Source organism: Hungatella sp. (assembly GCF_046966825.1).
The window spans coordinates 1-13163 of sequence record NZ_JBKVCZ010000037.1; the positions used below are offsets into that span (position 1 = coordinate 1).

At 47.6% G+C, this 13163-nt stretch carries 10 protein-coding genes and 1 pseudogene; 1 reads left to right on the forward strand and 10 read right to left on the reverse strand.

Annotated features, from left to right (window positions below; all coding sequences use genetic code 11):
- Positions 1–2373 (reverse strand): cation-translocating P-type ATPase (locus tag ACLTD4_RS13510; RefSeq protein ID WP_412331357.1); only part of this gene is annotated, 2373 nt, incomplete at its 3' end.
- 160 nt (positions 2374–2533) lie between these two features.
- Between ACLTD4_RS13510 and ACLTD4_RS13515 the strand changes: the two genes are divergently transcribed.
- A complete protein-coding gene (locus ACLTD4_RS13515; protein WP_055660138.1) occupies positions 2534–3016 on the forward strand; it encodes an S-ribosylhomocysteine lyase in 483 nt (160 codons plus the stop codon).
- A 91-nt stretch (positions 3017–3107) separates the two neighbouring features.
- Here ACLTD4_RS13515 and ACLTD4_RS13520 read toward each other — a convergent pair whose 3' ends face one another.
- From ACLTD4_RS13520 to ACLTD4_RS13560, 9 genes and pseudogenes are all read right to left on the reverse strand, one after another.
- Positions 3108–4973, reverse strand: a complete 1866-nt coding sequence (locus ACLTD4_RS13520) for an alpha amylase C-terminal domain-containing protein (protein WP_412331358.1) — start codon at positions 4971–4973, stop codon at positions 3108–3110.
- 65 nt (positions 4974–5038) lie between these two features.
- Positions 5039–5590: pseudogene (locus tag ACLTD4_RS13525) on the reverse strand (ABC transporter ATP-binding protein); the annotation flags it as partial.
- A 96-nt stretch (positions 5591–5686) separates the two neighbouring features.
- A complete protein-coding gene (locus ACLTD4_RS13530) occupies positions 5687–7531 on the reverse strand; it encodes an ABC-F family ATP-binding cassette domain-containing protein (RefSeq protein WP_302819005.1) in 1845 nt (614 codons plus the stop codon).
- 204 nt (positions 7532–7735) lie between these two features.
- Positions 7736–8119, reverse strand: a complete 384-nt coding sequence (locus ACLTD4_RS13535) for a DUF6262 family protein (protein ID WP_289580992.1) — start codon at positions 8117–8119, stop codon at positions 7736–7738.
- Positions 8085–9605 (reverse strand): site-specific integrase, encoded by a 1521-nt coding sequence (locus tag ACLTD4_RS13540; protein WP_302819003.1) that lies wholly within the window; start codon positions 9603–9605, stop codon positions 8085–8087. Before ACLTD4_RS13540 ends, ACLTD4_RS13535 begins: the two co-directional genes overlap by 35 nt.
- Positions 9606–9610: 5 nt before the next feature.
- Positions 9611–11341: a tyrosine-type recombinase/integrase gene (locus tag ACLTD4_RS13545; protein WP_289580990.1), complete on the reverse strand. Its 1731-nt coding sequence runs from the start codon at positions 11339–11341 to the stop codon at positions 9611–9613.
- 18 nt (positions 11342–11359) lie between these two features.
- The gene (locus tag ACLTD4_RS13550; RefSeq protein ID WP_302819001.1) at positions 11360–12475 is read right to left on the reverse strand and encodes a tyrosine-type recombinase/integrase; all 1116 of its coding nucleotides are present in this window, start codon (positions 12473–12475) and stop codon (positions 11360–11362) included.
- A gap of 129 nt (positions 12476–12604) precedes the next feature.
- Positions 12605–12742, reverse strand: a complete 138-nt coding sequence (locus ACLTD4_RS13555) for a hypothetical protein (protein ID WP_302818999.1) — start codon at positions 12740–12742, stop codon at positions 12605–12607.
- A 10-nt stretch (positions 12743–12752) separates the two neighbouring features.
- Positions 12753–13148: a hypothetical protein gene (locus tag ACLTD4_RS13560; RefSeq protein ID WP_302818997.1), complete on the reverse strand. Its 396-nt coding sequence runs from the start codon at positions 13146–13148 to the stop codon at positions 12753–12755.
- Positions 13149–13163: the final 15 nt, after the last annotated feature.

Genomic DNA, 13163 nt, shown 5'->3' on the forward strand with positions numbered 1-13163 from the left:
GTTGAATCCGTGGAACAGCCGGGCCAGGGTAAGGGTGGAAAATGCCATGGTACAGGCCCTTCCCGCACCGCCCTCGTGAAGGCCCGTGGTATAGGCCCACATGGTGGCTGCCGCTATAAGGCCGCCCTGGACCAGGATATCGCGTATGAAGGAGGCGGTCAGTATCCCTTCCCTGGGATTCCTGGGCGGTTCCTTTAACAGACCGTCCTCGGGCGGCTCCATGCCGATTGCATTGGCGGGAAGGGTATCCGTAATCAGGTTGATGAACTGCAGATGGACCGGCGCAAAGGGCAGCGGCAGCGCCAGCAGGGATGTATACAAGACGCTTAAAATCCCCGCCATGTTGCCGGACAGCAGGAATTTGATTGCATTTCGGATATTGCGGTATACATTTCGTCCGTTGGCTACGGCCTTGATGATAGTGGCAAAGTTATCATCCGTCAGGATCATGGAAGCGGCGTCTTTGGAGACCTCCGTTCCCATCTTTCCCATGGCCACGCCGATGTCAGCCTTTTTAAGAGCGGGCGCGTCATTGACGCCATCTCCCGTCATGGCCACAATATGGCCCTTTCGCTGCCATGCGCTGACGATTCTGATCTTATGCTCCGGGGATACCCGGGCGTACACGTTGATCCGTTCCAGATTCCGGTCCAGCTCCTCATCCGCCATGTCGTCCAGCTCAGGACCGCTCACGGCGATTCCGCCTTCGTTTAATATTCCAATCTTCTCCGCAATGGCCGCCGCCGTGATCTTATGATCCCCCGTAATCATGACCGGCCTGATTCCGGCACGTCTGGCATTTAAGACCGCATTTTTCGATTCCGGTCTCGGCGGATCCATCATCGCTGTCATTCCTAAAAATATGTATCCTGATTCCGACTTCTCCGTCAGAATCTCCTTTTCTCCCATTTTTTTGTATACAAAGGTGAGAACGCGCAGCCCCTGCCGCGAGAAATCGAGATTTTGCGCGTTGATCCGCTGGCGGTCATTTTCCCGCATCACACGGACGCCTTCTCCTGTCAGGATCGATTCACAGCGGGGAAGCAGAATATCCAGGGCTCCCTTGGTAAACATCACCCGTACGCCGTCAACACGGTGCACGGTGGTCATCAGCTTCCGGTCAGAGTCAAACGGAAGCTCTCCGATTCTCGGCATGGAATGCCTCAGCTCTGTTTCCTGGATTCCGAGTTTCCGCCCCATAACGACGAGAGCCGCCTCCGTTGGATCACCCAGCATTTTCCCGTCCGCGCAGGAAGCATCATTCGTCAGGACCGCATCATACAGTAAGTACCGCTGAACCAGATTTTCCAGGCTGAGATTTTCCGGCGGATAGAGGCGGTTATTTACATAAACTTCCTCCACCGTCATTCTGTTCTGTGTCAGGGTTCCCGTCTTGTCGGAGCAGATAACCGACACGCATCCCAGGCTCTCCACGGCCTTTAAGTCCTTGATAATCGCGTGTTCCTTCGCCATCTTCTGCGTTCCCATGGCCTGCACGATGGTGACAATGGAACTGAGCGCCTCCGGTATGGCCGCCACCGCCAGCGCCACCGCAAACATCAGCGAATCCAGCACCGGCATCTTCCGGTAAATGCTGAGTCCGAAGACCAGAGCACAGATGATCAGGATTCCCGCCGCCAGATGGCTGCCGAACTGATCCAGACTGATCTGAAGAGGCGTCTTCTTCTCCCCTGTGCTGTTCATCAGCGCGGCAATTCTTCCGATCTCGGTGTTCATGCCGGTGCCGGTAACCAGAACGGTACCGCGCCCCGCCGCCACCAGAGAGCCGGAAAATACCATATTGTGCTGTTCTGCCAGCGGTACCTTTTCTGTCCTGATCTTCCCTGTCTTCTTTTCCACATTGATGGATTCTCCCGTCAGGGAACTCTCGTTCACTAACAGGGAATACGTCTCCAGGAGACGCCCGTCTGCCGCCACCATATCCCCGGCCTCCAACAGGAGAATATCTCCCGGCACCACGTCGGAGGACAGAATCTCCTGCCTCCGGCCGTCACGAAGGACCCCCGCCATAGGCGCGGAGAGGGATTTTAAACTGTCTAAAGATTTTTCTGCTTTCTGGTGTTCCACGGTGCCCAGAACCGCATTTAAAAGGAGCACCGCGAATATGACTGCGGTGCTCTCCACATCTCCCGATATCATGGAGATGACTGCCGCTATGATTAAAATGATGACCAGAAGATCCTTAAACTGGTCCAGAAATACCTGGAGGGCACTCCGTTTTTCCCCCGCCCGAAGGGCATTCGGCCCAAATTCCTCCTTCCGCACTGCCGCTTCCCGGGAAGAAAGCCCGGATCTCGCCGCCTCTAAGCGCCCCAGTGCTTCTTCTTCTGATAAATGAAACCATTCTTCCATGCTGACGCTCCTTCCCCATCTCTCCTACTATGGTATGAGTCAAAAATTGCTTTTCATGCATGAAATTTAATAAAAGCGGACAGCTGCCCTTCCATTTCCCTTTTCCATCCGTTATACTGATACAGGCAAGTATTTATGAACTGTTGAAAGGAGACGTTTTATGGATAAAATAACGAGCTTTACCATCAATCATTTAAAACTTCTTCCGGGCATCTATGTCTCGAGGAAAGATACCGTCGGCGGCCATACCGTCACGACCTTTGATTTACGCATGACCCGGCCGAATTACGAGCCGGTTATCAATACCGCTGAAATTCATACCATAGAACATTTGGGCGCAACATTTTTAAGAAATCACGCGGAGTACAGCTCCCGTGTCCTCTATTTCGGCCCCATGGGCTGCCGCACCGGTTTCTACCTGCTCCTGTCCGGGGATTATGAGTCAAAGGACATCGTCCCGCTCATGACGGAGCTTTTCGAGTTCATCCGCGATTTTGAAGGCGAGGTCCCCGGGGCCGCTGCCAGAGACTGCGGAAACTACCTCGATATGAATCTGGGGATGGCGAAGTATATCGCGGGGAAATACCTGGATCAGGTTTTATATGGCATTGATGAGAAGCATCTTGTGTATCCGGAAGACTAAAAAAGTCAGAAAGAAGAGCAGGCTGAGTTCCCGACAGATTGGTATCTGTCCAGACTTAAGCCTGCTCTTCTTTGTTAAGCGTTTACCGCCATCATCTACCCACAAACACCACAATCGTCCTGGGCGGAACCTCAAACTGCCTGGTCTCCATCACCGGCATTCCACCGTCCAGCTCACCGCCATCCGCAGACACTGAAACCTCCGGATACATTCCATTGCTGTCTTTTTCGTCGGTATTAAACACAATATGCCATTTCTGCTTCTTAGGCAGATTGGGCAAATCAAACTCATGCGGCTCCCAGTGCATATTATATGCGACAAAGAAGCTGTCGTCCGCGGTCCCATCCGGTTTCTTTCCATATTCTCCGCAGTACATAATGCCGATCTGCCTCCGGAAATTCTCAAATTCCGGCCGCCACGCCTTTACGCCATGGTAGGAGACATCCGGCCTGCCGCAGGATAAGTAATCCATAACCTTCGGCTCTGTGGCCATATGGAATACCGGGTGACTCTTCCGGAAGGCAATCACCGCCTTCGTAAACTCATAGATATCCCGGTTGGTTTTCAAAAGATTCCAGTTCAGCCACGAGACCTCATTGTCCTGGCAGTAGGAATTGTTGTTGCCGTCCTTGGAATTGCCGAACTCGTCTCCGGCCAGCAGAAGCGGCGTTCCCTGGCTTAAGAACAGCATCAGGAGTGCATTCCTGATCTGCTTCTTCCGCAGCTCCACAATCTTCTTACGCCTTGTGTGCCCTTCCACCCCACAGTTCCAGGAGTAATTATAGGGATTGCCGTCCTGATTACCCTCGCCGTTAGCCTCATTATGCTTCGTATCATACGACACCATGTCCATCAGCGTAAATCCGTTGGTATTAGCCATATAATTGACCACACCGTACTCTGCAGGATTGCGCCTGCTTCGGAAGATCAGATGATTCATCTCATCCTCATCGCCCTTTAAGGCCCGGCGCATGTCTACCAGAAAACCATCGTTATACTCTGCCAGATGCTTCTCATGCCCGCCCGGAACACCGAGCCAGGAGGTGGCAAACAGCTTTGTGCCGCTCAGATACGGGTCGCGTCCGATCAGATCATTGGGAGTAAATCCCACCAGATGGACCCCGTCCACATGAAATTCCTCCGTCCAGTAACGGACCGCATCGAGGACAAACGCAGGATTTTCCTTCCCGGTAAAGTAAAGCTCTATAATCAGTTCCAGGCCCTCTTTATGAAACGTCTTCACAAGGTTTTTGAACTCCCTTACCGGGTGTTTTTCCTTTCCCGAACAATAGGAAGCCTTCGGTGCGAAATAATAACCGGAGGTATATCCCCAATAATTCAATTTTCCAGTGGGTTTATCCACAGCGTAAGGATTTCCATCCACATGCTCCGGCATCATCAACTCCGAAAATTCATTTACAGGAAGAAGCTCCAGACTCGTAACTCCCAGCTCTTTTAGATACGGAATCTTTTCAATCAACGCACGGAAAGTCCCCTTGTCTTTCGCTCTGGAAGCGGGATTTTTAGTAAATCCCCTCACATGCGCCCGGTAAAGAATCATCTCTTCATATGGAATCTTTAAAGGCTTATCTCCCTCCCAGTCGAAGTCCGCAACGACTGGCGATCTCATGGGACGCTCTGCCGCAGATAAATCACCCCAGACCTCTCTTCCGGTAAACTGTTTTCCGTAAGGGTCGGCAAGCAGCTTTCCGTCAAGCTCGAAGCAGTACTCCAGTCCTGAAAAGTCGCCGAGAACAGTCATGTTCCAGACATCCCCGCGCTTTGCCTCCTGCGGGAAATGCAGCCGTGCATATTCTGTCTCCTCCCCGCTGTGGTATAATAGAAGATCACACACCTCTCCCTGTGCGGCTACACACACATGAATCCCGCCATCAACTCCGGTAAGTCCCATGGAATAAATTCTGTTGTCCTGCTTAGCAATTCTATATCCTTCCATACCGCTTATCTCCTCTATCTGCCGGTGGTTTCATTTCTCGTTCCGGCGGTCCGCCATAAGACGAGTTACTGCTTCTCGATCCGTTCCGCCAGATCGTTAAGAATCATCCAGCGTTCCATCTTTTCTTCGAGAAGCTGTTCCTGTATTCTCTTTTCTTCCATCAATTCATTCAATTTCGTATAATTGCTAACACTTTTTTCAATCTGTGCGTCCAGATCGGCGATCTTTTCTTCCACAGCTGCTATGGTATCTTCTATTGTGTCCCATTCTCTCTGTTCTTTAAATGAGAACCGGAGTTTTTTCTCTCCCTTGGGCTTTTCGGTGGTCTTCTTCCCCTCATTTCTATCAGAAGACTTCTTGCCAGTCCCCATTCCCGCCGGCAGCATCCCCTCCGGGTACTTCTCCGCAAAAGCCGCCTGGTAATCCGTGTAACCGCCCTCATACTGAGTCACCCGGCCCTCGCCCTCAAATGCGAAGATCCGCCGTACCACACGGTCCAGGAAATACCGGTCATGGGAGACCGTGATAACAATTCCCTGAAAGCTGTCCAAATAATCCTCGAGAATCGTCAGCGTCTGAATGTCCAGGTCATTGGTCGGCTCGTCTATAAAATGTACCCCCGCCCGGATATCCCTTGTAAACTCTGCCTTTCACGCCATACAAAACTGTGTATCGTGTTAATTATAACTGTTTTTTCCAGAAAAGAAAAGGCATTATTCTTGAGCCTTTATTTCCTCTATAACCTCATTTAAATACATCCACCGGTCCATCTTTTCTTCCAGTTCTTTCTCCCTGGCTTCTTTTTCTGCCATCAACTCATTCAGTCTGGTATAATCGCTGGCGACCCCCGCCATCTCCTGATCTAGCTTCCCTATTGCTGCTTCCAGGCCAGCAATCTCATCCTCAATGGTTTCCCAGTCTTTCTGCTCCTTGAAAGTAAGTTTTTTCTTCTTGGGGATATTCTTGGTGTCTTTCCAGTTACCCTTATTTGCGGATTGATTCGGGACCGCTTTCGTCTGCACTGCACTCCCTTTTTTTTCTATGCTTTCTTCATCTTCAGTTCTTTTACCCAGAGTTCTCTGATAATCCGTGAATCCACCTTCATACTGGGTGATCTTTCCCTGCCCTTCAAATGCAAAGATCCGGTTTACCACCCGATCCAGAAAATACCTGTCATGAGACACGGTAATCACAATACCCGGAAACGTATCCAGATAGTCCTCCAAAATAGTCAGTGTTTGAATATCCAAAAAATTGGCAGGCTCATCCAATAAAATCACATTAGGTGCACTTATCAGAATCCGCAACAGATACAGCCGGCGCTTCTCACCGCCAGACAGCCGGTTAATTGTCGTATACTGCACGCTGGGAGGGAACAGAAAACGTTCCAGCATCTGACCGGCACTGACGCTTCCATCTTTCGTCTTTATATACTCAGCCACATCTTTAATATAGTCAATGACCTTCATGTTTTCATCCATGGCTTCATTTTCCTGTGAAAAATATCCTATCTTCACAGTTTGACCTATTTCCACGCTTCCAGCATCCGGCTGCACTAAACCAACTATGATTTTCATTAAGGTGGATTTGCCGCTTCCGTTGGGGCCTATGATTCCCACCCGGTCGTTTTTCAGAAAAATATAGCTGAAATCCTTTATCAGCACCTTATCTCCATAGGACTTGCATAAATCCTTTACTTCTACCGTGGTCCGCCCCAGACGGCTGGCAATGGACTCCAGCTCCACATTCCGGTCATACTCCGGTCCTTTCCGTTCCTGCAGTTCTTCATATCTCTGAATGTGCGCTTTCTGCTTCGTGGAACGTGCTCTGGCTCCCCTTTGCATCCACTGAAGCTCCATTCTCAGGATAGACTGCCGTTTCCGTTCTGCCGCCTCGGTCATATCCAGCCGCTCCGCCTTTAACGTAAGGAAGGACTGGTAGCCACCCTGGTAATTGTAAAACTTTCCTTTATCCAATTCCACAATCCGCTTCACCACACTGTCCAGGAAATACCTGTCATGAGTGATCATCAACAATGCTCCTTTGAAATTTCTCAAATATTCCTCCAGCCAGTCAGCCATAACGCTGTCCAGATGGTTGGTCGGCTCGTCCAAAATCAGAAGCTCCGCCCGGCTCATAAGCACACTTGCCAGGGCCACCCTTTTTCTCTGGCCCCCCGAAAGTGTCTCCATCTTTGCATCATGATCTGTGATTCCCAGTTCATTGAGCATACTTTTGGCCTCGACCTGCATCTCGTCCCTGGAACTGTAATGGGATTCTTTCTCATTGTCCCTCATGATGCTTTCCAGAACCGTATCCCCTTCCTTAAATTCCGGTATCTGTGGCAAATAACGAATGTACAGATTCCGCCGCCGTGCCACCGAGCCTTCATCCGGTTCTTCCAATCCTGCCAGAATTTTTAAAAGCGTGGATTTTCCTGTCCCGTTAATTCCGAGAAGCCCCACCTTCTCCCCTTCATTAATAGAAAATGACGCATCATCAAACAACAGCCTCTCTGTATATGATTTGCTTAAATGTTCTATGGTTACCAAATTCATCGAAATGTTTTCCTCTGCCTTTCCTTATTGCATGCTATTAAAACCTTACATTATCATGATTGCGTACTGTGTTTATTATAACTGCTTATCCCGCAAAAAGAAAGATACAACCGCTGCCAGTCGTATCTTTTCTTTAATATATGTGTTTTATCCTGCCGTACCGGATTTTAAGTCTAACCCAGCCAGCAAAGGGCTATGTATCTGCTATAAGCTCCGAAGGAGTTCTCTGTTTTTACGCTCCAACGCTTTCTTCAGTTTTTCATTTTCTTTCTGTAAATCATCCTTTTCCCGCTGCAGTACCCGAAGTTGTTTCTGCATGACTGCAATCTCATTATCCATAGCCATATCAAGAATTTTTTTTCTTGGGTGGCTCATACCAGCCTGTTGGCTCATCACACGCTCCAGTTCCACCCGCACAATCTGATTTTTATAAAAGAACCCTCTGGATAGTCCGGTTTTTTCCATCAGTTTGGGAACCGTTACCCTCTCCCCCTCGGCCATCAGTTCAAATATGGCTTTCTTCGCCTGCTCTATCTTTTGCTCACTGGCTTTCTTATTTATTTCCAGCATCTTGTCGTATCTGCTCATATTCTTCCTCCCATCCGTTCAGATTCTGCAGTATTATCTCTGAAAGCATCTGCCTGACTTTTCTTGTTTCGTCTGCCAATATCTGATTCCCCATTTTACGGTAGTATTTTACATTTCGCACACTGCTGTGTCCGAGCAGTTTAGCGATAGTAAAGTCATCCAGATGCATCTCTGTCAGCTTCATGCCATAAGTATGACGATATAGATGTGTTCCGAATCCGAAAAGTTTACCATGGTCATCACGCAAATCCCTGTCCTGAATCATGAGCATTACTTTACACTGTATTGTGTTATACTGCAGCGGCTTTTCAGAATCCTTCTCATCGACGAAAATGTATTTTGTCTGACCATACCGTTCTCTGGTATAATTCATCGCTTTGCGTATCAGCGCAGCAAGTTCCCCACTGATCGGTTTCTCATAAGTTTTTGTTTTCATTTGACGGATTTTAATGATGTGTTCCGACCCCTGCATATCTAGGCAATCCATTTCCAGCGTCAGCGTATCCGAGATTCTGGTTCCTAACATCTGGTGTATAATCATCACCCTTGCATACTGTTCATCCATCTCTACAAGATTAGCACTCAGCCGCCGGAGTTCTCCGTCTGAATAGGCTTTAAATTCTGATTGTCTCTCTGGCGGGATATCCCTGTTTATGAACAGCCCGTCCAGATTCTGATAATCACATACCCGACCTATGCTTTCCAAAATTGCCCGCAGCCGGTTCAAATCTGCATGAAAATGTTTTGTTGAGGTATCCTCTGTTTTCAGATAAATCAGATATTCCTCCATTACTTTGCGGTCTATATCCCGGCAGGATTGTACCTCCTTTTTCTTCTCTGCCAGAAACCCCACCATCCTGCACATCGCTGTTATTTCCTTCTGCACACAGGCAATTGCCTCCGTTTGCAGGTTTAGGTAAATTCCTTTTTTCAGTTCCTCCCGTATCTCCTGCTGCGGAATTTTTGTAAAATTTAATGTTTTATTATTTTTAATCGGATTTGCGTGAATCGGGATATCCAGTTGACTCAGCTCCCATATATCCTTTTCTCTCTCAGAACGATAATCCGACATACTTTTTGTAAAATCCAGTACCCTTCGCAAGTAGGTGACAACTTTGCTTTGAGTAATTTCCACATTCCCATACAGTCCCTGATGCTCATATGTCAGCCTGACGCCTTCCCCCAACAGCCACCCCTTATATTGCCGCATCCACGTTTCTGCTGGCCGCTCATCAAAGTTCTGCACCCCCTTTGCTCTTTTCTTTAGAAACCGGCAAAGTTTCCTGTAATATTGAATGCGTGAATAAACCGTGGAAAGCGCCATCTTGCTCCCTTCCTGTTCTATAAACGCCCTCATCACCTCCCGTATGGGCTGTGAAGGCAAATCTCCCAAGTCATAAAAAGCATTTTTTGCTGCCTGCTTTTTCTGCAATTCCGTTGCTTTCTGATAGCACGGCATATCTTTTAAATAAATTCTGTCTGTCATTCTTGTCACCTCTTTTCCGTTTTTAATATTGATGCCAGACTATTATGCTGACTGAAATATTCATCATTCTTATTCGCTATTTTTCTTGGGATATAATCAAGGTACTGCTGTGTCATTTCCTCATAGGAATGGCCCAGATAATCCCGCACTCCCTGCAGGGATACCCCATTCTCGTAAAACAATGTTGCTACGCCATGCCGGTAATCATGAGACCGGAATAAATATTCCTCATTCTGTATCATGTTCTCTGCACAGAGCCGCTTCATCTTACTCCGAAACGTGGTAGTACAATAAGCTCCGTTTTTGCGATTTTGGAACACATAATCGTCTGGGCCAATGCTATGTCTTTTCAGATACACCATCATCAGTTCATACAAGGCTTCCGGAATCGGAATCCGTTTATAATTCTTCATTTTAATCTGATACACCTGAATCCATGTATCCCTTCCTTGTATGTAATAGGCATTTCCTTTCAAAGTACAGACTTCACTAATCCGCAATCCTAACGACCATAGATGCAAAAACATCAGCCTCAATTCTTCCGGAAATAAATGCAGCTTTCTTAAGATCTCCTGTATAACCTCGGATTCTACACTTCGGTCATGATGCTGTACTATGGATTTTTTCAAATAATACTCTGCCCGAAATGGTGGTTTTTCAATATATTGGCGAACCTGCAGAAAATTGAAAAAATGCACAATACCCATAACAATATCATTGAAGGTTTCCGCCTGAATCGGCTTTTCCTGCTGCTTTTGAAAGTAGACCTCCATCTGCTGTTCTGTAACCATGCAGACATTCTCATCTTCATTCTGGTTTAAGTCTGCCAGGAATCTTCTTACCACAATCATTTCACTTCGCAGGTTTGCAATAACCAAATTGGTAATACCCAATCCGTACTGCATATACTGCTTCAGCAATTCCCGGTTCCGTTTATGGGTTACTTCCAAAAAAGATAATCGCTTTACCGGATTCGAGGGGTTAATCCGCTCTGGCTGAAAATGAAACCGTTCCAGGTACCAGACATGCGCTTTCCAGTTAATCTCATCTGCCTGCATAAAAAGCGTTTTTCTTGCCAGCTCTGCAATACCTGCCATATTGTTCTCACCATATCCAGATGTCAGTGTCTCCTTGAACTTCTTTATCTGGTCCAGTTCCAACATTTCTATGTCGGTTATGCGCTGTTCGATGCAATAGCTGTAAAAAACCCGCAGGCACTTTAAATGCCATCTCAACCTCTCATTATCTTCTGTTGTTTCTATCAAACCGTGAAGCACATTAAATATCTGCCGTTTCATGTTCTCAGGGGCCGCCACACGAAAATCCCACAGAAGACTGGTTTTCTCCAGTACCGTTTCAAATCTCCCGGCCAATTCCTGATTCGGATGATACGGTAAAAACAGAAGTTGATTTTCATATTTCGGTTTTACACGGTTACTGCCAACCAACCGTACCTGTCTGCGTATGGAATACTGTTTAATGCGGTCATAGCCTTTCATGTATGTGCTTAAGGCTTTTTCTCCTATCGTTCCCTCCAAGTATTCCTGATATGCAGCTCTCAGTGAGTAATCAAGTTCCGCTATATGCCACACCCCTTGCGTTTCCATAAAGGCAGCCACCTTATTCCTGTATGTGGCTCTTACTTCCGCACACTCTGTTAATTCTACCTTGAGCTGTGCCTTAAGCTGTAATAAATCCTCCGGCTGCTCCTGCCTTAATACCTGGTATACAGGCACTCGCGTTCACCTCCATCTCTATAGCAGTTTATCAATACCATAATTTATGGAATGCTTTGCATAAAACTCGCGGCTGGCCTCCATCAGTTTATCATCGATAATACCAAGGTATTGAATGGTAGTATCCAGATGCTTATGCCCCAGAGCCTGGCTAATCAATTCCAAGGACCAGCCTGCATTCCATCTTGTAACCGCAAAATATCTCCGCAGCATATGTGGCGTTAGTTCGATTCCTGTCTTTTTCGCCGCCCGATCCAGCATGGCGTATACGCTGTCCACTTTTAGGGGCTGCCCTGACGTAGTACCGGAAATATTGATAAACAGGTAATTGCCATGCTGCAGCAATTCCCGGTATTCAGTCAGATAATGCATCAGAAAATCAAATGCGTCATTGCTGATTTTTCCTTTCCGGTACTCGGCGTTCTTTGCACGGGCCTCGTTCTCATTATCCTCACGGAAGTAAACTCCTATGGTGTGGTTCTGATAGTCGATATCCCGGCTGTAATTCACCCCTAAAATTTCACCGATACGGAAACCCGTTTCGGCAAGCAGCAGGATCAGCAATTGATCCCTCCTGTTCGTGCATGCCTGCAGAGTGGCAATGATTTCTTCTTCCTTTGCCGCCCGTACATTCCGTTCTTCCGCTTTCATATAGCCTTTAAAGGCTTTCGAACGCAGTGTTCTTTTGACACCGACTGCATTGGCCACTGTAATCTGGCTGTAAGACAACACCCGGAGGTTCTTCACGAAATCACAGTCTGCCAGAAAAAGATAGAACCTGAACACATCTTTTAAGTATGCGTTGCAGGTTCCATTATCGGTTTCCCCTATTTGATTTTTTCTGGTATGGTTTCCTTCCTTCAGCCAGTATAAAAACTGTGTAAAATGACTGCATTGATCCTCGTACCCCATGTCACACACCTGGGAATATTCCAGTTCTCTCTCACTCAGGTATTCCAGGTAACAGCAGAGAGAAAATGCATACCGCTTTACCGTGTTCGGAGATAGATTGGATTTAACCTTGTGTTTTAAATATTTACTGGGAAGCAAGGCGATTTCCAGTGTCTCGCAGTCCATGATATAAAAGTATTTAATTGTTCCCTCTGGTGCTGTTTCCACCGTATATCGCTTCAACTTCCCCCGCCTCCTTTCCTCTGACTTCATACACAGTATACCGTGTTACTTCGCTCATAGCTATCGCAAAGACCACTGAAAAACCAATGGATTTTCAGGGTAAAACCCAAGCACTACCAACAATAAATTTCAGTCTGACTGGTAGCTTCCAACAATGCTGACCGCGATTCCTGCGGCAAGGGCCATGCCAGCCAGCAGGATAACGACGGCGGCCGTAATTCCTAAAATCCAAGCTATATCTTTTCTCCCTTTTTTGGGCAGGGCCATTTCCTATGACCTAACCCATCATGAATTCTGCCATTGCCACCGCCTGATCCTCCACGGCAAAGTATTGGTCCGCCACATCCCGTTTTACTGACAGCACCGGCCCTGCCTCTTTTTCTCCCATCTGGATGGGCGCCAGGTGGCCGACAAGCTCCCGGCACAGTTTCTGGTCCGGGCAGTCATTGACCATCCCCAGTATGGTATCCACAATCGGCCGGTTCAGCATATCGGTAACCATGATCTGCTTTGCGGCGGCTCCCTGCGAGCCAATGAAATTGGCCAAATTTTCCGGTGTTACCGTAAGCATATATTCTTTTCTGGGCTGATCCGGTTCCAGATAAATATAGGCGTATCCTACATATTCCGTATCAAGGATTTTCTCGACCATATCGATATCTTCCTGTTTCATCCTTTTTCGCCTCGC